Origin of the sequence: Aequorivita xiaoshiensis (assembly GCF_022008395.1) — a bacterium.
GTDB lineage: Bacteria > Bacteroidota > Bacteroidia > Flavobacteriales > Flavobacteriaceae > Aequorivita > Aequorivita xiaoshiensis.
On sequence record NZ_JAIRBB010000011.1, the window covers coordinates 74,037 to 97,181 of the forward strand.

Annotated in this window: 18 protein-coding genes; 6 read left to right on the plus strand and 12 right to left on the minus strand. The window is 34.7% G+C overall.

All coding sequences use genetic code 11. The features are described from left to right. Positions 1 to 63: 63 nt before the first annotated feature. From K8344_RS11615 to K8344_RS11645, 7 genes are all read right to left on the minus strand, one after another. Positions 64 to 1,311 (minus strand): competence/damage-inducible protein A, encoded by a 1,248-nt coding sequence (locus K8344_RS11615; protein WP_237608852.1) that lies wholly within the window; start codon positions 1,309 to 1,311, stop codon positions 64 to 66. 69 nt (positions 1,312 to 1,380) lie between these two features. Next, on the minus strand, positions 1,381 to 1,992 hold the full coding sequence (locus K8344_RS11620; protein WP_237608853.1) for a fumarylacetoacetate hydrolase family protein: 612 nt from the start codon (positions 1,990 to 1,992) through the stop codon (positions 1,381 to 1,383). A gap of 60 nt (positions 1,993 to 2,052) precedes the next feature. After that, positions 2,053 to 2,826, minus strand: coding sequence for a 3'-5' exonuclease (locus tag K8344_RS11625; protein ID WP_237608854.1), 774 nt, complete (start codon positions 2,824 to 2,826; stop codon positions 2,053 to 2,055). Positions 2,827 to 2,940: 114 nt separating this feature from the next. Beyond that, a complete protein-coding gene (locus K8344_RS11630) occupies positions 2,941 to 4,275 on the minus strand; it encodes a dihydrolipoamide acetyltransferase family protein (RefSeq protein WP_237608855.1) in 1,335 nt (444 codons plus the stop codon). A gap of 95 nt (positions 4,276 to 4,370) precedes the next feature. Then, positions 4,371 to 5,492, minus strand: a complete 1,122-nt coding sequence (locus tag K8344_RS11635) for a glycosyltransferase family 2 protein (RefSeq protein WP_237608856.1) — start codon at positions 5,490 to 5,492, stop codon at positions 4,371 to 4,373. 68 nt (positions 5,493 to 5,560) lie between these two features. Continuing rightward, complete coding sequence (gene recR / locus K8344_RS11640) at positions 5,561 to 6,181, minus strand: recombination mediator RecR (protein ID WP_237608857.1); 621 nt, start codon at positions 6,179 to 6,181, stop codon at positions 5,561 to 5,563. Between the two features lie 86 nt (positions 6,182 to 6,267). After that, complete coding sequence (locus tag K8344_RS11645) at positions 6,268 to 8,757, minus strand: T9SS type A sorting domain-containing protein (protein ID WP_237608858.1); 2,490 nt, start codon at positions 8,755 to 8,757, stop codon at positions 6,268 to 6,270. Between the two features lie 132 nt (positions 8,758 to 8,889). Here K8344_RS11645 and K8344_RS11650 point away from each other — a divergent pair, with 132 nt between their 5' ends. Next, a complete protein-coding gene (locus tag K8344_RS11650) occupies positions 8,890 to 10,338 on the plus strand; it encodes a sodium:solute symporter (protein ID WP_237608859.1) in 1,449 nt (482 codons plus the stop codon). Here the strand turns inward: K8344_RS11650 and K8344_RS11655 are convergent. Both K8344_RS11655 and K8344_RS11660 read right to left on the minus strand, forming a co-directional pair. After that, a complete protein-coding gene (locus K8344_RS11655; protein WP_237608860.1) occupies positions 10,309 to 10,668 on the minus strand; it encodes a CoA-binding protein in 360 nt (119 codons plus the stop codon). The genes K8344_RS11650 and K8344_RS11655 overlap by 30 nt on opposite strands. A gap of 469 nt (positions 10,669 to 11,137) precedes the next feature. Next, entirely contained in the window at positions 11,138 to 12,145 is a 1,008-nt protein-coding gene (locus tag K8344_RS11660) for a 3-oxoacyl-ACP synthase III family protein (protein WP_237608861.1), read from the minus strand. A 204-nt stretch (positions 12,146 to 12,349) separates the two neighbouring features. Here K8344_RS11660 and K8344_RS11665 point away from each other — a divergent pair, with 204 nt between their 5' ends. Then, a complete protein-coding gene (locus tag K8344_RS11665) occupies positions 12,350 to 14,779 on the plus strand; it encodes an alpha/beta hydrolase family protein (protein WP_237608862.1) in 2,430 nt (809 codons plus the stop codon). 190 nt (positions 14,780 to 14,969) lie between these two features. On the opposite strand, the gene K8344_RS11670 is transcribed toward K8344_RS11665, so the two are convergent. Together K8344_RS11670 and K8344_RS11675 are read right to left on the minus strand one after the other, a co-directional pair. Beyond that, entirely contained in the window at positions 14,970 to 16,277 is a 1,308-nt protein-coding gene (locus K8344_RS11670) for an ABC1 kinase family protein (protein WP_237608863.1), read from the minus strand. Continuing rightward, positions 16,277 to 16,966, minus strand: coding sequence for a TetR family transcriptional regulator C-terminal domain-containing protein (locus tag K8344_RS11675; protein ID WP_237608864.1), 690 nt, complete (start codon positions 16,964 to 16,966; stop codon positions 16,277 to 16,279). The genes K8344_RS11670 and K8344_RS11675 overlap by 1 nt, the downstream gene beginning before the upstream one ends. 218 nt (positions 16,967 to 17,184) lie before the next feature. Here K8344_RS11675 and htpG point away from each other — a divergent pair, with 218 nt between their 5' ends. Both htpG and K8344_RS11685 read left to right on the plus strand, forming a co-directional pair. Further along, on the plus strand, positions 17,185 to 19,077 hold the full coding sequence (gene htpG, locus K8344_RS11680; protein ID WP_237608865.1) for a molecular chaperone HtpG: 1,893 nt from the start codon (positions 17,185 to 17,187) through the stop codon (positions 19,075 to 19,077). A 139-nt stretch (positions 19,078 to 19,216) separates the two neighbouring features. Next, positions 19,217 to 19,567 (plus strand): DoxX family protein, encoded by a 351-nt coding sequence (locus K8344_RS11685; protein ID WP_237608866.1) that lies wholly within the window; start codon positions 19,217 to 19,219, stop codon positions 19,565 to 19,567. 125 nt (positions 19,568 to 19,692) lie between these two features. On the opposite strand, the gene K8344_RS11690 is transcribed toward K8344_RS11685, so the two are convergent. Beyond that, positions 19,693 to 20,472, minus strand: coding sequence for a S1/P1 nuclease (locus K8344_RS11690; protein ID WP_237608867.1), 780 nt, complete (start codon positions 20,470 to 20,472; stop codon positions 19,693 to 19,695). Between the two features lie 163 nt (positions 20,473 to 20,635). Between K8344_RS11690 and K8344_RS11695 the strand changes: the two genes are divergently transcribed. Both K8344_RS11695 and K8344_RS11700 read left to right on the plus strand, forming a co-directional pair. After that, entirely contained in the window at positions 20,636 to 21,562 is a 927-nt protein-coding gene (locus tag K8344_RS11695; protein WP_237608868.1) for an alpha/beta hydrolase, read from the plus strand. Between the two features lie 107 nt (positions 21,563 to 21,669). Next, the gene (locus K8344_RS11700; RefSeq protein ID WP_237608869.1) at positions 21,670 to 23,007 is read left to right on the plus strand and encodes a DUF819 family protein; all 1,338 of its coding nucleotides are present in this window, start codon (positions 21,670 to 21,672) and stop codon (positions 23,005 to 23,007) included. The last annotated feature ends 138 nt before the right edge of the window (positions 23,008 to 23,145 follow it).

Genomic DNA, 23,145 nt, shown 5'->3' on the forward strand with positions numbered 1-23,145 from the left:
TTAGTTATTTTAAAACAGGGTGCAAATTTAAGTAATTCTTTCGTGTTGTACAACAAAAGAAAATTAGTTTTTTGAAATTTCTTTTAATAACATCTCAAAAGATTTGTTTGCCGCCTTTGTAATCACACGATAGCGATCATTTCCGAAATTAAATTTTTCTGAAAAAACTTCGTTTCCAGATGCTATTGCAATACAAACAGTTCCAACTTCATCTGCTCCATCTCCTTTTGTTGGTCCTGCAATTCCTGTTGTGGCAATCGCATAATCTGTATCAAATAGCCTACACGAATTTAACGCCATGCTTTCAGCAACTTCAACACTTACAACTGAATATTCTTCAATAAGTGATGCCGGCACACCTAAAACTTTTGTCTTTAATTCTGTTTTATACGGAATAATACTTCCTAAGAAAAATGATGAAGCTCCAGGCTCCGCAGTTATCTGGCTTGCAATCGTCCCTCCTGTACAACTTTCTGCTAAACTTAATGTTCGCTGCTTTTCGTTTAAAATATGTGCAATCTTTCCTACTATAGTCGTTTCATCTTCAAAACCTATAGCAATATCCGAAAGCATATTAGATAAAACTTCCATTCGGGAATCTATACTTTCTTTTAAAGCATTTTCGTCGGCACCACTAGATGATAGTCGCAAACGTACTTTTCCTAAGGAAGGCAAATACGCCAGTCTTATATTTTCAGGTAAATTATTTTCCCAATCTGCAATTCTATCTGCAACAGCACTTTCCCCCATTCCATAGGTAAGTAGGGTTTTGTGGTAAATAAATGGTCTATTAAAGCGTTCTATTACTAGCGGTAAAACTTGATCCTTTAACAAATTTTTCATTTCGTATGGCACGCCTGGCAATGAAACAAAAACAGTTTTATCCTTCTCCATCCACATTCCAGGTGCGGTTCCATAATAATTCATTAAGACTTTTGCTTTAGAAGGAACGAGTGCCTGCTGAATATTTGAGGGCAAAGGCTCCCCGAGCTGATAGTTATTAAATAATCGCTTAATGTTTTCAACTATCTCTGAATCTTCCACCAAAGTATCCTCAAAATAATCGCAAAAAGTACGTTTGGTAATATCGTCTTTGGTAGGGCCAAGTCCTCCAGTAACAATAATTAAATCGGCGTGTTTTTTAGCATCTTCAAAAGCTTGCAATATATGCTCACGATCATCCTGAACCGAAGTAATTTGATATACTTTTACCCCTATTTTATTAAGCTCTTTCGAAATAAAAGCCGAATTTGTATCTACAATTTGACCTATGAGAATTTCATCTCCTATGGTTATAATCTCTGCTAGCATTTACATTGTTTTTTTTAAAAAAGCACACTTCAAAGACAATTTTGAAGATAATGTCGGAATGATATTCCTTTACTTTATTTTTATTGAAAACATTTCTCTTTCTTCAATATACCCCTGTAAAACATCATCTACAGAAACTGGCCCAACGCCTGATGGTGTACCTGTGAAAATAACATCTCCGATTTTTAAAGTGAAGTATTTTGAAATATTTTCGATTAAGGCATCTATTTTCCACATCATCTGCTTTGTGCTCCCCTGTTGAGCAACCTCTCCATTGCGTTTTAGACTGAAGTGAATATCGTTAACATCTTCAATCTCAGTTTTTGATATAAAATTTCCAATTACAGCCGAACCATCAAATGCCTTCGCTTTTTCCCAAGGTAAACCATCGCTTTTTAGTTTCTTTTGTAAATCTCTCGCTGTAAAATCAATACCCAAACCTATTTCATCGTAGTATTTATGTGCAAACTTACGATCTATATGCTTCCCTATTCTATTGATTTTCACCAACACTTCAACTTCGTGATGAACTTCATTTGTAAATTCAGGAATGTAAAATGGTTGCTTTTTTAATAGTATAGCCGAATCTGGTTTTAAAAACAATATTGGCTCTTCAGGAACAACATTATCCAGTTCCTTAATATGTTCTGTGTAATTTCTTCCTACGCAGATTATTTTCATATTGTAAATATTATTATTTGAAAGTAGAAAAACTATCAGTTATCAAAGGGGATAATTTTCTTAAAGTTTTGTATTCAATTTCTGAAGTCTAATTCGCGTAAGCACCTTTTTGGTATACAATGGAAAGTCGGCATTGAGCAACCATCCAAAATAACCTGAATCTTTATTTAATATTTCAGTCACTAACTTACCTTTATATTTTCCGAATGAAAAAACTTCTTCTCCATTCTCATCATAACTTATATATCCCGCAAAATCTGCATGGTTTTTATGAGAACTAAAATCTGCTAAGGAAGCTATATCGTTCTCCAAGTTTGGATAACGCTCTAATTGCGCTTTTAAAACTTCGTAAGTGGCATTTGTATCGGCAGCAGCACTATGAGCATCTAGAAGGTCTTTGTTACAGTAAAATCTATATGCTGCTTCTAAGGTTCTCTTTTCCATTTTATGGAAAATGGTCTGTACGTCAACCGCAAGAGCTTTTTTCAAATCAAAGTCTATTTCTGCACGAAGCAACTCTTCAGCAAGCAGTGGAATATCGAATCTATTTGAGTTAAATCCGCCAAGGTCACTATCTTTTATCAATCCATAAACTTTTGGCGCAATTTCTTTAAAAGTAGGCTCGTTAGCAACCATTTCATCGTTAATTCCGTGTATAGCTGTAGATTCTGGTGGAATAGGCATTCCTGGGTTTACGCGCCAAGTATGACTTTCTTTATTTCCATTTGGAAATACCTTTAGGATTGCAATTTCAACAATTCTGTCTTTGGCGACGTTTACACCTGTGGTTTCAAGATCGAAAAAACAGATTGGTTTTTTTAGGTTCAGTTCCATTTTTTTATTTTAAAAAAGTAAAGATACTTCTTATTGAAGTTTTGAAAGAATTTATAAAAAAGAAAAGGGGGATTTTGATTACAAAATCCCCCTTTAACGTATTACTTATCTCAATTAAATCTCACGATTTACATCCCAATCTTCAAGGTAATCTGCAACACGCTTTACAAATTGCCCTCCTAATGCACCGTTTACAACCCTGTGGTCGTAACTATGCGACAAGAACATTTTGTAACGTATTCCAATAAAGTCACCTTCTGGAGTTTCTATAACAGCTGGTACTTTTCTAATTGCTCCAAGAGCTAGAATACCTACTTGTGGTTGATTAAGGATTGGTGTTCCCATAATGCTACCAAATGTTCCAACGTTAGTAACTGTGTATGTACCACCTTGAATGTCGTCTGGTTTCAGCTTGTTTTCACGAGCACGTACTGCAAGGTCGTTTACAGCCTTACTCATTCCAAGCAAGTTTAACTGATCTGCATTTTTAATTACAGGAACAATTAAGTTTCCATCGGGTAAGGCAGCAGCCATACCAAGGTTTATATTTTTTCTTTTGATAATTTTATCACCATCTACGGCAATATTCATCATTGGAAAGTCTTTTAGCGCTTTTGCCACAGCCTCCATAAATATTGGAGTAAAAGTTAAGTTTTCACCTTCGCGCTTAGCAAATGATGCTTTTACTTTATTTCTCCAATTCCAAACATTAGTTACATCACATTCTACGAATGACTGTACGTGGGCAGATGTTTGAACACTTTCAACCATATGATGGGCAATCAATTTACCCATTCTAGACATTTCAATTATCTCATCACCACCATTTACCGATATCGGAGTTTTAGCTTTTGAAGTTTCTTTTGCCGCAGGAGTTTCAGAATCCGCAGTTGCAGCAGCATGTGCTGGAGCATCAGTTTTAGCAGAAGAACGGTTTTCTACATAGGCAAGAATGTCGTTTTTGGTTACCCGGCCGTCTTTACCAGTTCCAGATATACCATCTAACTCTGCTTGTGAAATACCTTCTTCAGCAGCAATATTCTTCACTAAAGGAGAATAAAAACGATCGCCAGTATTTTCAATAGGAGTTTGAGTTTCTTGTTTTGCAGCTTCAAATTGCTTTTCAACTTCTTTTACAGCTTGTTCAGGTGTTGAATCGGCAGTAGCTTCTGAAGTACTTTCAGTTTTTGGAGTTTCATCAGCCTCTCCTTCTGTTTCAATAATAGCAACGGTTTGTCCCACTTGCACAACATCATCTACATCAAATAGTTTTTCAACTAAAACACCATCTACCTCACTGGGAACTTCGCTATCCACTTTGTCTGTAGCGATTTCTAGCACTGCCTCATCTGCTTCAATAGTATCACCTACTTCTTTTAGCCAGTTTGTTAAGGTTGCTTCAGCAACACTTTCGCCCATTTTGGGTAGTTTCAATTCAAATTTTGCCATAATATAATTTCAATATCGAATTTGGAAGGCGTAAGCCTTATTTTAAAAACGTTGCAAAATTAGTCAAAATTTGCTCGTCTTCTGTTTCAATTTTCTTAAAAAACAAATACACCACCTTTTTCGTCACTTTGGTCACTTCCAATTATAAAGTTGCGACCTCGCGGTTTTATTCTAAAATGATTGCCTTTTCCTTTCAATTGTTTCATAAACTGAAAGATTTCACCATTTGTAACATAGTCATTATCAAAAACCAGCAAGCAATTTTCCAAAACGATCTGCTCGTGAATATTTTTTGATACCATTTGAAAATGTAGTTTCATTTTATCTGAAAGCCTTTCAATTAATTCAACATTTTCAGTAAAAACATAATGTTTTTCTAGCTGTACACTTTCATTGTTTTTTTTACTTGACGTAAATCTATATGCATTTTTTGCAAGAGCAACTCCTAGAGAAACTGAATTTTTAAGCAATGCATTATTATTAAAATGTTTTTCATAAAAAATCTGCATTGCACCATAAAAGCGCTCAAAATACGCTTTGTTCTTTTTAGTGCTTTCTCCCTTATAGTGAAGTACAGTACTATTTCCTAAATAATGGTTTTTATATCCTGCTTTAGTAAATTTATAAGACAAGTCTATATCCTCACCATACATAAAGTAATCTTCATCAAATCCACCAACTTCATTGTAAATACTTCGTTTTACAAGCATAAATGCACCAACTAATATTTCAACTTCACCACAAGAGTTTTCTGATAGATGAGACGTATAATACTTTTTTGTAAAGCCTAACAGTTTAAGTAAAGATACTTTTGGTGTTGGTAAATTCCGTTTACTTTCAGGTAAAAAACTACCTGTTCCGTCCATCAAATAAACACCTAAAGCGCCAATATTTTCTACATTTTCAGAATAATGAATTGCATTAACAAGTGTATCTTCAGCTACAACAGTATCTGGATTTAATATACACACATATTCCCCTTTGGCTACAGATACTGCTTGATTATTTGCCTTACTAAATCCTACATTTTCCTTATTTCGAATAAGAGTTATGTTTGGAAACTGAGTTTTTACCATCTCACAACTATCGTCCTTAGAGTCATTATCTATTACGATAATTTCAGCGTCAATATTTTCAATAGCTTTTTCAACAGACAGTATGCACTGTTCTAAAAAGTACCGCACATTATAATTAAGTATAACTACAGATAATTTCATCGGTACAAACTATTTTGAAAAATTAAAAGCTAAGATGGTTTTATTATTTTGAAGTAATGGAATCAAATCTAATTGTTTTTTAAGGACGATTCAAATGGGATACGATGAAGTATACTTCGCCCTAAAGTTACCTCATCTGCATATTCCAACTCATCACCTACTGAAACCCCACGAGCGATAGTAGTTGTAATAATGTTATAAGGCTCAATTTGTTTAAAGATATAAAAGTTAGTAGTATCCCCTTCCATAGTAGAACTTAAAGCAAAAATAAGCTCGGTGATATTTCCAGATTTCACTTTTTCAACAAGTGAAGGGACCGTTAAATCACCAGGACCAATTCCATCCATAGGTGATATTTTACCTCCTAAAACGTGGTAATGTCCGCGATACTGACTTGTATTTTCAATTGCCATTACATCGCGAATATCTTCTACCACACAAACAATTTTTTCGTTTCGGTTAGGGTTAGCACAAATCTCACATAATTTTGAATCACTAATATTGTGACAATTTGAGCAAAAATTAATCTCGTCCCGCATTTTTACCAAACTAGCAGCCAATTTTTGGGTTTGCTCTTTTGGTTGTTTTAATAAATGAAGCACTAAACGCAAAGCTGTACGCTTTCCAATTCCAGGGAGTTGGGACATTTCGTTTACCGCGTTCTCAAGTAATTTTGAAGAAAATTCCATAGCTAAAATCCTGCCGACAAGTTAAAAAAAATGCTTCAGAAAAAAATGTTTTTCCTGAAGCATTCCTAACATGGGTTAAATTTGTATTAATTAATTACAAGCTTTTTAATTGCTGTACCAGCAGTTGTATTTAAACGCACAAAGTAAACACCCGAATTCAATGATGAAACATCCATAGTGTATTTATTTGCGATATATGCATCAGCTTGATACATTAATAGTTTTCCTGAAATATCAAAAATTCTAATTTCTGCATTTATTGGATTTTGCAATCCTAGTGTAATCTGAGAATCCGCTGGATTTGGATATATACTTACAGTAGATTCAAAAGTGTTCTTACTAACTCCCATTGTACCTTCAACTACTGGGGAAACCCAAAGACCTCTACCATATGAACCCGCGTAAATCATTCCGTTTTCATAGTTAATCTCCAGCTCATTAATCTGAACGTTTGGCAGTAGATTACTATAAGGCTGCCATTCGGTAAAAGTGTTATCTATATAATAAATACCGTAATCCATACCTAAATAAAGACCATCCTTACTGTTATTTTGCCAAACAACTGCTAAAGCTGAAAAGTTTGGAAGATTTAAATTGTAACTACTCCAAGTATCCCCTCCATCTTCAGATACCATCACTTTATTTGCACTTGTGGTAGCTACTGCAATTTTGTTAGGGTCTACAGGGTGAATTGCAATTGAATTGATTAGTCCTCCTGGAATTCCAACTTGTTCCCAATCTGTAGCACCCCCATCAGTAGTTCTGTACATTAATGCACCTCTTGATGCATACATGATCTGATTGTTTCTTTCGTAAATTTTTAAATTGTTTAAGTTACCTCCAAAATTTTGAGAAATTGGAGTCCACGAAGCACCTAAGTTAGCCGATTTATAAACTCGATTGTAACCAACATATATAGAATTTTGAACTGTTGGATCTTGCTCAAAAGGAGTTACCCAATTCCCTGAACCCGTTCCTGGTTCATTAATTTGAATTAGACTATTTCCACCATTCTGAGTTCGGTATAATTGACCAAATTGACTAGTACCATACATAAAGTTTGTATTGTCTTTGTCTATAAAGGTTTCCATTCCGTCAGCACCAATCCAATCTCTCCATCCAGTTGAAGAGGTGTAGAAAGAAGTACCATTATCTTGCGACCCACCAGAAACAACCACATCTTCGGTTTGTGAAATACCAATTTTATAAAATTGACGAATCCCTAAGCCTTCTGTAAGATCTTCAAAATATGAAGCGTTTATTGTAGCCGTGTTTTCAGCTTTAAAAATTCCTCCATCAGTAACAGCATATAGTGTAGTTCCGTGGAATAGCATATCATCAATATCGGCATGACAGTAGCCGATGTTTTGTGCAGCAGCATTTGCAGGAACCCAATCTGAAGTAATTTCAAAAGTCACTCCTGCATCCATAGATCTCCAAGAAAGAATACCTGCAATATGCACTTCATTAGCATCTAAAGGATTTACAGCAATCGCCATATCTCTAGGTGCTTGTCCGTTATTGTCATTTCCAGTTGTACTATATCCAAAATAGTTTTTGTTACCGTGATTAAGCTTTGTAAATGTATTACCTCCATCTACAGATGAATAAAATCCACCAAATCTATTTTGAAAAGCTTCTACCACATAAACTACCTCTGGATTTGCTGCCGAAACACCTATCATTTTTGGGCCCGTAGTAAATCCGCCGATGGTTGTAAAAGTTGCACCTCCGTCTGTTGATTTATGAAATCCCGTTCCCGAAGCATAAACTACTGAAGGGTCTCCTGGTTTAAATTCTAAGTCGTACCCTCTTGAGTCCGAAACTGCAGTTGTCCATGTGGCTCCCCCATCTGTAGTAGCATAAATCCCAACATTTTCGGCAGTTGCAAACATTATATCGCTATTGGTTGGGTGAATTAAAATTCTATTTACCACACTGTTCCCTATAGTAGCTAATAAACTCCAAGTTGCTCCAGCATCTGTCGATTTAAAAATATCGCCATTAGTTGCTCCAAAGAAGTAAGTATTAGCATCGGTTGGATCCATAGCAACAGCATAAACCTTCATATTTGAAAAGTAGTCGTTTAAAGGAGTCCAACTTTGAGCTCCATCAGTAGTTCTCCAAACACCTCCGGTGTTAGCCCCAACAATAATGTGGTTTTCGTTTCCTTCTTCAATAGCTACTGAAGTAATTCTACCTACACCTGGATTCCACCCTGAAGTTGCATTCCAATTATCTGGCCCCATTTCTTGCCAGCTATCTGGAAGAACCATTCTATTTTCAGCAGTATTATTTACATATGCGTTCCAGTTTTCTAGTTCTCTTAAACGATCAGCATTAGAAGCTAAATATCCGTCTTCTTGAACCATTCTAAGAGCGTTGTACTCCCATCTCTTATATTGTTTATATCCTGTGCCACGGCCTTTATCCTTCCCTTCGAAATGGGCTTCGGCACTATCTATAATATCTTGCACTTTGTAGGTGCCAGCATCAATCATTCGTAAATATTCTTGAGCCTGAATGGCTAAAGAACTAAATAAAAGGGTAAAAAGCAGTAGTAATCTAAAACGCATCTTTTTAGTTTTTAGGTAGTTATAAGTTAATTTAAGTAAAGCCATCAAATGTATTAAAAATAAAATGGGTAGAGAAACCAAACTTTGTATTTTTACGCGGCCGAATTCCTAACTATTATAGTCTAATATAATATGCAACCCTTACACATACTTTTATTAATTATTGGATATTTTTTAGCTTTAATTTTAATTTCCTACTTAACTAATAAAGGTGGTAGTAATGCCGATTTTTTTAAGGCAGGAAAACAATCGCCTTGGTACTTGGTTGCGTTTGGTATGATTGGTGCTTCATTAAGCGGAGTAACTTTTATATCAGTTCCCGGTTGGGTTGAAGCTTCGAAATTCAGCTATTTTCAGGTTGTTTTAGGCTATATAGTAGGTTATGCAGTAATTGGAACCGTTTTACTTCCACTCTACTACCGCTTAAACCTCACTTCAATTTATACATACTTAGAAGGAAGGTTTGGAAATGCCTCTTATAAAACAGGAGCTTCATTTTTTCTATTATCCAGGGTTGTTGGAGCAAGTTTCCGCCTCTATTTAGTAGCTGTAGTGTTGCAAAGTTTAATCTTTGACGATATGAATATTCCTTTTTGGGCAACAGTAACCATTACAATTTTATTGATTTGGCTCTATACTTTTAAAAGTGGTATAAAAACTATTGTTTGGACAGATACACTACAAACCTTATTTATGTTAATAGCAGTGGGAGTTGCTGTCTACTATGTAGCCACAGATTTAGGACTTTCTGGAAGCAGTCTTTTTACATTTGTAGCTGAAAGTGAAATGAGCCAGATATTCTTTTTTGACGATTGGAGATCAGGAGATCATTTTGTAAAGCAGTTTATAAGTGGTGCTTTTATTGCAATTGTAATGACAGGTTTAGACCAAGATATGATGCAAAAAAACCTTACTTGTCGGAACTTAGAAGACGCTCAAAAAAATATGTTTTGGTTTACTATTGTACTTACAATTGTAAATTTTGTGTTCTTAACTTTAGGGTTATTACTTACTGTGTACGCTGAACAAAATGGAATAGATGCTCATAAAGATCAACTTTTCTCAACCCTTGCTGCGCAAGAAAGCGTGTTTGGTATTGGCGTTGCCGTGTTGTTTATCTTAGGGCTAATAGCCGCAGCTTATAGTAGCGCAGATAGTGCTTTAACGGCATTAACCACCTCCTTTAGTATCGATATACTGGGTATTGAGAAGAGATATGATGAAAAGAAGCAAATTAAAATGCGAAAGCTCATTCACATTTTATTTTCACTATTATTAATACTTGTAATTATTATCTTTAAGTATGTAATTGCAGACGATTCTGTAATATCAAAATTATTTGTTTTCGCGGGTTATACTTACGGTCCACTCTTGGGTCTGTATGCTTACGGTCTCTTTACAAAATGGAATGTAAAGGATAAACTAGTTCCGGTAATTGCAATTGCCACTCCATTTATAGGGTATGGTATAAGTCACCTAAGCTCATTGCACCTAAACTTTGAATTCGGATTTTTTATATTAATTTTAAATGGAGTACTTACATTTTTAGGTCTAATACTGATTCGTACCCAAAAGCACTAAAGTACAAGCAACCTCAGCTTCAATATTATTGTCTTTAAGAAGTGCGTAGAATTCAGGATTTTCAGTACCTGGATTGAAGATCACTCGCTTTGGTTTTAACGAAATAATATAGTTGTAGTATTCTTCTTGTCGTTTTGGATTTAGATATAAGGTTACTGTATCAATATCTTTAAAATCCTTCTTTTCTGTAACAATATTTACGCCAGCAACCTCACCTTCTTTTAAGCCTACGGCTTCAACAATATGATTGTGATTCACTAATCTATTTATTGCCAAATTAGAATATCGATTCGGCTTTAAACTTGCGCCTAGCACTAATGTTTTTTTCATTTTATTTAGTTTTTAGGAAAAATACAATACAACGCTTTAAATTATCATAAATGTTAGTTAAAAAGAAGGTAGCAATGAAACATAATAACTTTTTGAACGTCTTAATTAAAGTAGAAGAAAGATATTATTTTACTGCAATAGTTTTACGTTGATGGTTAGTGTTAATAATTGCAGTTATTTTTCAAACCCGAAGCAAACACTTCGGGTTTGTTTGTAATAAAACTCAAATGTTATTGTATTGTTAAATAAGGTTTTACAATGAAACAATTAAGATGGTTTTTCGTCTAACACATATAATCCTAAGTTTCATTTTTATAATTTATTTGAATTAGCCTTCAACGAATTATTCCATATTTTAGGAAATTGAAATAGCCTTTCAGAAATTCTGAAAGGCTATCTTATTTTGTGAGTAAACAACATTTTAAAACAGGTTGTTTCGCAATCGCATCTTTATTTTAAAAAAATAAATTTACCATCTTATAATTGCACTTCCCCAGGTAAATCCACTTCCGAAAGCTGCTAACACTACAATATCTCCTTCTTTGATTTTACCTTGTTCCCAAGCTTCAGTAAGCGCAATTGGAATTGAGGCAGCTGTTGTATTTCCGTATTTCTGAATATTGTTAAAAACCTGATCGTCTGTTAATTTCAACTTGTGTTGAATAAATTGCGATATACGTAAATTAGCCTGGTGAGGTATTAACATATCAATATCTTTCACTTTAAGGTTATTTGCATCCAAACCTTCATGAATTACCTCGGCAAATCGAACTATAGCGTGTTTAAATACAAATTGTCCATTCATTACAGGATAGTACGGAATATTTTCTTGAGGATTTTCAGCTATAATTTCTGGAACCCAATGAGCGGTGCTAGGCCCTTGTAATGCAAGTTCATTTTTGTGTGCCCCTTCACTATGCAGATGCGTAGATAAAATTCCATTGGCACCCTCTTCATTTCTAGATAGTACAGCAGCTCCTGCACCATCCCCAAAAATCACTGAAACGTTTCTTCCACGCGTTGTAAAATCTAATCCCCCACTGTGATTTTCACTACCAATTACTAAAACGTTTTTGTACATACCCGTCTTAATGAACTGATCGGCCACAGAAAGTCCATAGATAAAACCACTACATTGATTTCGTACATCTAATGCTGGAATCGTTCTCATTCCCATCATTTCTTGTACTTCTACTCCACCGCCAGGGAAATACATATCTGGACTAAGCGTAGCAAAAACAATCATATCTATATCTTTAGGAAGCAGTTTAGCGCGGTCTAGGGCTACAGTAGCAGCCTTAACTCCCATAACAGAAGTAGAGTTTCCATCGCCCTTTTTAATATGTCTGCGTTCTTTAATACCTGTGCGCTCTTGAATCCAAGCATCATTGGTGTCCATTAATTTCGACAAATCGTCGTTGGTCACAACATTTTCGGGAACATAATATCCAAGACCAGTAATTTTTGAAGTATACATTTTTTGCGTTTTAAATAATCGTGAAAGATACGCATATACTTTTTTTATGGAAGTAATATAAACGTAATAAAGTATGCATGCATAATAGATTATTAAGATGAAACAAATTAACCTTCACATTTTAAAACATTCTCTGTACTCCTGGTTTTATAAAACACCTAGAATAATTATTTTGAATATCTTTAGGCATTTAAAAATTTTAATATGAAAAACATTATTGCATTTGTTGCATTTTTATTTGTAACAACATCATTTTTTGGACAAGAGAAACTAAAATATCAAAAACCCCCAAAAGAAATTTTAGAACTTGTTGATGCTCCTTTAGCACCTTCAGTTTGGATTGATAGTAAAGGGGAAAACGTTTTGCTATTTTACCGAGACGCATATAAATCTATTGCCGAACTTTCTGAAACCGAACTTCGTTTGGGAGGTCTACGTATAAACCCTAAAACTAATATCGGAAGTAGAACAAGGTATTTCAACAACATAAAAGTAAAGGAAGCTACAACAAAGGATGCAAAGCAAATCATTGGATTACCTGAGAATGCAAGAATTTCTAATTTATCTATCTCACCAAACGAAAAGATGATTGCTTTCTTAAACACCTCGGGCAATGGAGTTCAGTTATGGATTGCAGATATTGAAAAAGGAAGTGCAAAGAAACTAAGTACACTTAGATTAAATGCAAATATGGGGAATCCTATCAATTGGTTTAAAGATAGTAATGCACTGTTAGTAAATGCTATTCCTAACAACAGAAAAGAATTAATAAATATTTCAGAAGCTGTACCCGAAGGGCCAACAATTTCAGCAAGTGACGGAGAAAAAGCTCAAAACAGAACCTATCAAGATTTATTGAGTAGCCCTAATGACGAATATAATTTTGAACAATTGGCACTTTCAACGATAAAAAAGGTTACACTTAACGGAGAAGTTTCAGATTTCCTCCCTACCGCAATGTATGACGACATCGATTTCTCGCCAGATGGTAATTATGTTATGGTAAATATTATAAAAAAACCTTTTTCGTATATAGTTCCTTACTACAGATTTCCATTTGAAACAAATATTTATGACAAGAACGGGACACTGATTCAAAAAGTAAACGACGTACCGCTAAACGAAGTACAGCCAAAAGGATTTATGGCTACTAGAGAAGGCAAAAGAAGTATGAGATGGCGCGCAGACAAACCGGCTACTTTATATTGGGCTGAAGCGCAAGATAAAGGTGACCCAGAAGTAAAAGTAGATTACCGAGATGCCGTTTATGAATTAGCTGCTCCCTTTAAAGGTAAAGGGAGGTTGCTCCTTAAAACTATCAATCGTTTTTCTGGAATTACTTGGGGGAATGATAACCTAGCAATTGCAAGAGATTACTGGTGGAACGACCGTAATACAAAGAGTTATATTTTCAATCCTTCAAATGCTTCACAAACACCAAAAGTAATTTTCGATAGAAGTTATCAAGACAGATATAGCGATCCAGGAAATTTTGTAACTACTAGAAACAATTATGACGAAAGAGTTCTAGAAATCAACAATGGTACAGCTTATCTAATGGGTGACGGTTTTTCAGAGAAAGGACAATTTCCTTTTATTGATGAATACAATTTAAAAACTCAAAAAACTAAGCGTGTTTACGAATCTACTTATACCGATAAGTTAGAAAATTTAAACTCTGCTATTGACATGAAGAAAGGGAAGATTTTAGTACGAATAGAATCACAGAATGAATACCCTAATTATTACTTCAGAAACATCAAAAAGAAGAATGATTTAACTGCAGTTACTTCATTTGAAAATCCGTTTAAAAGCATTCAAGATGTTCACAAAGAAGTTATCAGTTACAAACGCGATGATGGTTTAGAGCTTGAAGGCACCTTGTATTTACCTATCGGATATGATGTGAATAGCAAAGAAAAAATGCCGATGATTCTTTGGGCATATCCGCGTGAATACAAAGACAAAAGCAGCGCTGCACAAAGCACAACAAACCCTAACGAGTTTATATACCCATATTACGGATCTCCAATTTACTGGGTTACCCAAGGATATGTAGTTTTAGATGATGCTGCATTTCCAATTGTAGGTGAAGGTGATGAAGAGCCTAACGATTCTTTTGTTACTCAGTTAGTTGGAAATGCAAAAGCCGCAATAGATGCAGTTGATGAAATGGGATACATAGACAGAAACAGAGTTGGTGTTGGAGGACACTCTTATGGTGCATTTATGACAGCAAACTTATTAAGTCATTCAAATTTATTTGCTGCAGGTATTGCTAGAAGTGGTGCCTATAATAGGACGTTAACTCCTTTCGGATTTCAAAGTGAAGAAAGAAGCTATTGGGATTCTCCTGAAACCTATAATACTATGTCTCCTTTTATGAATGCCGACAAAATGAAATCTCCATTGTTATTAATCCACGGAGAGGCAGATAATAACTCAGGAACCTACCCACTACAAAGTGAGCGATATTTCAATGCATTAAAAGGTTTAGGAGCAACTGCTCGCCTTGTTATGCTTCCAAAGGAAAGTCACGGTTACAGCGCCAAAGAAAGTGTTCTTCACGTTTTATGGGAACAACATGAGTGGCTTGAAAAATATGTAAAAAACAAAAAGAATATCGGTGAATAAGCACTTCAGAAAATAATTTAATGTAACAAAAAAGGCGCATTAACAATGCGCCCTTTTTAAACAACCTAACCAATTAAATAATTGATATTTTACTTTTTCATAGCAATTTTATATCTAATTATTTAATGGTAAATATACCATTCTTTGTTTAGTGAAATTGTTAAAGGATTAAACAAAGTTTTGTTAAAGTTTAAATGTATTTTCTATAATTGTTAATTTGAACCTTTGCCCCTAAGTCGTTCATCAAGTTATAAAGTCCAAAAAAAGTTCTATTTATATATAAGAAATGTTGAGAACCCCTATTTCCATTCATTTTGCTCAATTCGGTATCTTTAGAGTATTTATTACTTAATTCGGCGATTTTCATAAAAAACACTTCATCTGAAAAGTCGAAAGTTTCACTGTGGAATGGTTTTGTAAACAAGCTTAGCATCTCGTGAAATAGCTCTGAAAAGAACTTAATTTCCTCAGGAGAATCTTCTTTCTTCAAAATTTCTAAAGCATACATTTTTTCTGAAAAAATTCTAGGATTGTTGATATTCTCAGGTTGAGCCAACTCAAAGTAAGGGGTATAAAATTCCTCTGGCACGGTTTTAACACAACCAAAATCTATGGCTATTAGGTTTGCATCAGTATCTACCATAAAATTCCCAGGATGGGGATCGGCGTGAACTCGCTTTAATTGATGCATTTGAAACATATAAAAATCCCACAATGTCTGCCCCACTTTGTTGGAGTATTCAGGGTTTGAATTGGTTTTTACAAACTCAGACAAATGCTGCCCTTCCATCCAATCCATAGTTATAATTCGCTCGTTAGAAAGCTCTTCGTAATATTTTGGAAACCTAAGATTTGGAATTTTGCTACACGCCTGTGTAATCTCTTTACTTTGAACAACTTCGAAAATATAATTGGTTTCTTCCAACAGTTTCTCCTCTACCTCCTGAAAGTATTTGTCACTGTCTTTTCCTTTAATATTAAACATTTTCATGGCTACTGGCTTAACCATAGCCAAATCACTGCTTATGCTTTCGGCAATTCCAGGATACTGAATCTTTACAGCTAAATTCTTTCCATCTTTAGTTGCTTTATGGACTTGCCCTATACTCGCAGCCGCCACAGATTCGGCATTAAAAGAATCGTAAATATTTTCTGGAGTATTGCCAAAATACTTTTTAAAGGTCTTACGCACTAAAGGTGCAGAAAGTGGCGGTACTTGAAACTGAGCTAAAGAAAATTTTTCAACATATGCCTTTGGCATGATGTTTTTTTCCATACTCAGCATTTGGGCAACTTTTAAAGCGCTTCCCTTTAAGTTTTTAAGACTGTCATAAATATCTTCAGCATTGCTTTCGTTTAACTCATCTTTTGAATGTTGTGGGTTTACGAGTTTTTTACTGTAATATTTTAAATAATTTCCGCCGACTTTTGCACCTGTAGTCATTAACTTGGAAGCACGTTGAATTTTGTTTGTTGGAATTTTATCGATAGTCTTCATTATACCATTTTTTCTTTCCACAAAAATTTCCCAAAGTCTAAAACACTTTCCAACGGCTGTGTATCGAATACATCAAAAATGGCTCTTACCGACTTTTCAATTGCAACATCTGTATTTTCAAACCCAGCAGAATTGTCTTCCATCCAATATTTCATCAGAAACAGGGTTTGTAACCAAGCGCCTTCAGAAAAAATTGTGACAGATTGTTTTAAAACTTTTAGCTTTTTGTCTTCATTATTTTCTCGAATTAATTCGGCCGCAAAGTGTTTTACATCTTTGCGAAGTCCCTTTAACTGACTCAAATTTTTCAACATACTTCGATGCTCCTTCAATGTAAAAAGCACATAACTTCTATTAAGTGTAAGCAACTCAAAAAAGGTAAAAAAGAAAGTTAGCATTTTATCTTGGTTGGAATAACTCTGAAATGCTTTGTCATTATTGGCTAATGAAATTGTTTGTTCATAGAAAGAACTCCAAATTTCCTTTTGTAAACCTTCAAAAGAACCAAAGTGCTCGTAAAATTGAGTTTCCTTTAAATTGTTTTCCTTACAAAATTTAAAAATGCTTTTCGGAGCTTTTTCATCTGTAAGAACTGATTCCATATACAAGGAAATAATTTTCTCCTTACTCATTTTAGTTTTCGAATTTGATTTTTTTAAAGCAGGAGAATTCGTTTTTGCAGTCGCCATAGTACGTCTCGTATTTAATATTAAAAAAGGTGTAAATCAACCTTAGTAAGCAAAGATAGTTACTGTTTAACATTTTAGACTAACTGTTAAACAAAATGTTGTGTTAAAGTTTATTTCTTCAATAGAATGACAAGGTGTCAGCATTGTAACCCTTGGTATTTTTTTTGACTATGAAGTGATACTGAATACAATTACAAATTATATAAAATATAAAAAAGATGAGCAAAGGAACTATTAATGTATCAGTGGATAATATTTTTCCGCTAATTAAGAAGTTTTTATACAGCGACCACGAGATATTTCTTCGTGAATTAATTTCGAACGCGACAGATGCAACTTTAAAACTCAAACACCTTGCTAATATAGGAGAGGCTGAAGGAGTTGAATACGGTAATCCAATAATTGAAGTAAAGCTTGATAAAGAAAAGAAACAGCTACGCATTATAGACCAAGGTATTGGAATGACTGCGGAAGAAGTTGAGAAATATATCAACCAAATTGCATTTTCTGGAGCTGAGGAATTTATAGAGAAGTACAAAGACAAGGATGGGAAGGATGCTGGAATAATTGGTCATTTCGGACTTGGCTTTTACTCAGCTTTTATGGTTGCCGAAAAAGTTGAGATAATTACCAAAAGCTTTAAAGATGAACCTGCTGTACATTGGTCTTGCGATGGTTCGCCTGAATTTACATTAGAAAAAGCCGATAAAAAGGATAGAGGGACAGAGATTATTCTTCATATTGCTGAAGACTCTACAGAGTTTTTAGAGGAGTCACGAATCAGTGAACTTTTAGTGAAGTATAATAAGTTTATGCCTATTCCAATTAAATTTGGAACTCGTACTGAAACTCTTCCGAAGCCAGATGACGCAAAAGAAGACGATCCAGCTCCAACTCAGGAAGTTGACAATATAATCAATAACCCTAATCCAGCGTGGACAAAAACACCTACTGAACTTGAAGATAAGGATTATAATGAGTTTTACCGAGAAATGTACCCAATGCAATTCGAGGAACCTCTTTTCCATATCCACCTAAATGTAGACTATCCGTTCAACCTTACAGGAATTCTTTACTTCCCTAAGATGACGAACGATATGAGCATTCAGAAGGATAAAATTCAACTTTACCAAAATCAAGTTTTCGTAACTGATAATGTGGAGGGAATTGTTCCTGAATTCCTAACAATGTTACGCGGAGTGATTGATAGTCCAGATATTCCACTTAACGTATCTAGAAGCTACTTACAAGCAGATGGAGCAGTTAAAAAGATATCTAGCTACATTACAAGAAAAGTTGCAGACAAGCTTAAGAGCTTATTTAACAACGACCGCGAAGGTTTTGAAAAGAAATGGAACGATATCAAAATCGTTATTGAATACGGGATGCTTACTGAAGATAAATTCTTCGACAAAGCAAAAGATTTTGCGCTTTACCCAACTGTAGATAACGCTTTTTACACTTTCTCTGAGTTAAAAGACAAAATAAAAGACGCCCAGACTGATAAGGATGACAAGCTTGTAATTCTTTATGCTTCAAACAAAGAAGAACAACACAGTTATATTCAGGCTGCAAAAGACAAAGGATACGAAGTTTTATTATTAGACTCTCCTATTGTTGCTCACCTACTTCAAAAAATTGAAGGCAGTGAAGATAAAGTTTCTTTTGTTCGCGTAGATAGTGATCACGTCGAAAACTTAATTAAGAAAGACGACGAGCAGATTTCTAAACTTTCTGATGAAGAAAAAGAAACGCTAAAAACGTTCTTAGACGGGGTTATACCAAAGGAAAAATTTACTGTTCAATTAGAAGCAATGGATAGCAATGCCAATCCTTTTATTATTACCGAGCCAGAGTTTATGCGTAGAATGAAAGATATGCAGAAAACCGGAGGCGGTGGTATGTTTGGAATGGGTGGATTCCCAGAAATGTACAATTTAATTGTAAACACAAACCACGAATTGGTAAGTGAAATACTAAATACTAAGACCGATAAGAAAAAGGAGCGTTTAGTTAATCAAGCTTTGGACTTAGCAAGATTGAGTAAAAACTTATTAAAAGGTGAAGAGCTAACTGCTTTTATAAAGCGTAGCTACGAAATGATTAAATAGTCTCTAAGCAATACAATTAGATTAAATATTTTAAAAGCCTTTCTAAACATAAATTAGAAAGGCTTTTGTCTTTTTAAACAATTCGTTATTGTTGTACATCTAAAAAAGGCCTACATTTAAAAACTTAAAAAAATAACTTATGTTACCTTGGCATCAATATTTAATGGGAATACTACTAGTACTCGCTGGAATGAACCACTTTAGAAAACCAAAGTTGTATGAGCGCATTATGCCACCATATATTCCTGCACATAGCACTATGGTTATGCTTAGTGGAGTAGCCGAAATGGTTTTAGGTTTTATGCTAATGAATAAAAACAGTCAAGAAATGGCGGCCTGGGGTATAATAGCATTATTAATTGCATTCATACCAGTACATGTTTATATGTTGCAGGATAAAAAAGCTTCTATGAAGCTACCAAAATGGGTGTTAATCGTAAGATTTCCATTGCAATTAGCATTGATTTATTGGGCGTATTTATATACTTAATAAATACAAACCTTAGCTCATTATGCCTTAGGTAACAGAGAGCTAACCCGTTTCGCTTTAGAAAGCCAAAATGCAGAGAAGCAACGACATTCCCCATTCACTTCTCGCCATTAAAACACTATCGACTAACCAAAAATCTCATTTAATAGTCCTGCTAACCGAACTCCTCCTTTTTGAAGTTGAAAGCGTACAGTCTCCATATATTTATACATATACCCGTAGCTCAGTTTTTGTCCCACTTCAGTATTGGCGTAGATATCCTCGCAAAGCTCACGACTTTCGTACATCCAATCTCTTACCGAACCACTTTTAATAGCTTCAATTTCTTCTTCATTAAGAACGTCAATATTTGAAGCTAGCTCGGTATAAGACATCTTGTACGAATCTATCATTTTGGTATCCCATACCTTATGTAGATTTGTTCCATTTTTAAACCAGCGAACTTGAAAGTCATTCCCTCCCTTATCTTCAGCTAAACCAATATGTAGCGGTTGGTGTAAATCTCCTATAAAGTGAACCAATAGTTTTAAATGAAAAACTTTATCTTCTTTAGTGCTTGTATCGTCCTTCAACACAGCAATACATGTTTCAATAGCCTGAATTAAATCTCCGCTTTCGCTTTTTGGATGTTCATCATATTTTTCCCCAAATGGAAAGCTTACATAATGCCAAGGACCATAAGAATCATAAGCTCTATCACTTTTAATATCATCACCATGATTAGAAACTAAAGCTAAGGATTGACCATTTAACAACTTAAATATCTTTTCTTTAGCTGTTTCACTCAAATGGTTTTGGGCAATCTCACCTACTGCTCTATGCCCCGTTTTTCCGAAGTCTTCAGATGCATAAGCGGTTGATAAACAAAGCAAAAAGAATGTAGTAATTACTATAAATTTATTCATGATATTTTAAGATTTAGGAATGCAAAGATAGCATCTTATATAATTGTTCACATTCAGATTTCGAAAATAAAATATTTGAATAAACGACTTGTTAATAGAATAAGAGAATTCAATTTGTGTTATCTTAGCAAGACACAATCTCAACGTTATAAATTTAGAACAAATGAAAAAAATACTTATTGCTTTTATGCTCTTCAGTGGTTTGATTTCTGCCCAAACTAAAAAATTTAACGCTGAAGATTTACGGATTACTCCACTTATAGATGGCACCTTATTAACACCAGATTCGAATGAAAAAATTCCATTGGCAATTATAATTGCGGGTAGTGGTCCAACCGATAGAAATGGAAACCAGCAAATGATGGAGAACAATTCATTGAAATTCTTAGCTGAGGCACTTTACGATAAAGACATTGCTACTTTTCGATACGATAAACGAATTGTAAAGCAATTGAAAATGCGCAATATTGATGAAAAAAACATTCGGTTCAGCGATTTTATAAAAGATGCTGATGCTATCCTGAATTATTTCAAAAACAAAAACGAATTTTCAAAAATTTATATCATTGGTCATAGTCAAGGTTCCTTAGTGGGGATGGTTGCAGCGCAAAATGGTGCAGATGGCTTTATATCTGTTGCAGGAGCTGGCCAACCTATAGACGATGTAATTGTTTCTCAACTTACCAAACAAGCTCCAGGATTGGCAGATAGTGCTCGTGATGCCTTCGATGATCTTCGCGTAAATGGTATTGCTAACAATTACAACCCCGGATTAGCATCAATTTTTAGAAAAGAAATTCAACCGTTTATTGGGAGTTGGATGGTTTTTAATCCAAAAGAAGAAATTGCAAAATTAGATATTCCAGTTTTGATTATTAACGGAACAAAAGATATTCAAGTTTTAGTTTCGGAAGCTGAATTGCTCAAGGAAGCAAAACCCGACGCGGAATATAATATTATTGAAAATATGAATCATATCCTTAAAGAAATTGAAGGTAATGATTTGGAAAACAGCAAAACCTATAATATTCATAACTTGCCTATTATGCCAGAGTTGGTAGAAACAATAAGTGGATTTATTAATAAGTAGAATATCAAAAAAATTAAGTTGTTATAAGATTCAAACACCTCATAATTCTGAAATTAGAGTTCTAAAAATTTAAATTAAATATGTATTTTGCGCCAAAACTACCCATAATGCAAGATACAGCTACCGAAATTATTAAGGACACTACTCCCCTTTTTACCAACGACACAATCGTTTTTGGAATTTTGATGATAGCCTTAGGCTTCATTTTTTATACTTCTTCACGCGAAGATGGTTTTTGGAAAAAATTCTACGGTGTAGTTCCCGCGCTTTTTATGGCGTATTTCCTTCCTGCTTTATTAACAACATCAGGTATAATATCACCAGAGTGGACAACTATTTCTGAAACCGGAGAGACTACCACAGGAAAAACAAGTTTATATTATATGTCTAGTAGGTATTTATTACCTGCAGCTTTAGTATTAATGACATTAAGTATCGACTTGAAAGGAGTTCTTAATTTAGGTCCAAAAGCTTTAATTATGTTCTTTGCGGGAACCATCGGTATTGTAATCGGTGGGCCTTTAGCCGTGCTAATTGTAGGGTCTATTCATCCTGAAGCTGTGGGTGGCGAAGGTGCAGACGCAGTATGGCGTGGACTTTCAACACTGGCAGGAAGCTGGATTGGGGGTGGTGCAAACCAAACTGCCATGCTAGAAATTTATGGTTACAACCAAAAGCTTTACGGCGGAATGGTATTCGTTGATATTGTAGTCGCAAACATTTGGATGGCTATAATCCTCTTTGGGATAGGAAAATCTGCTAAAATTGACAGATGGTTAAAAGCAGATACTTCAGCCATAGAAAGTTTAAAAGAAAAGGTTACCGATTACGCTAAAAAAGTTGATCGCAACCCTTCACTCACAGATTTAATGATCCTTGCAGCAATCGCATTTGGAACTGTTAGTGTGGCACATTTTGGTGCTAACTTCCTAAGTGGATTTTTTACTTCTGTTGTGAGTGAAATGCCAAAAGGCATAACAAGAAATATTTTCACATTCTTAGATTCAAGTTTCTTTTGGATGATCACTATAACTACTATTATTGGTGTATTGTTATCTTTTACAAAAGCTAGAACTTATGAAGGCGCAGGCGCTAGTAAATTTGGAAGTGTATTTATCTACATATTAGTTGCCAGCATTGGAATGAAAATGGACTTAACCCTCATCTTTGATAACTTATGGTTAATTGTTATCGGGTTAGTTTGGATGGCTGTACACGCGGGACTAATGATTCTGACAGCAAAATTAATTCGCGCTCCTTACTTCTTCTTGGCTGTAGGTAGCCAGGCAAATGTTGGAGGTGCTGCATCTGCTCCTATTGTTGCTTCGGCTTTTCACCCTTCACTAGCAACGGTTGGAGTACTATTAGCAGTATTTGGATACGCTGTGGGAACGGTAGCCGCAATTTTATGTACTGTACTTATGCAATTAGCTTCAGTTGCCTAAATGCAAATAATACAGTTGTGTTTCTATTTTGAAGTAAACTAATCTTTAGTTAACCTTTTAAAGATTAAATTGTGAATAAAGAAACACTGAATCTATTATTTTCAACGATTATTTTTGAAAAAAAATAGTCATATTTGC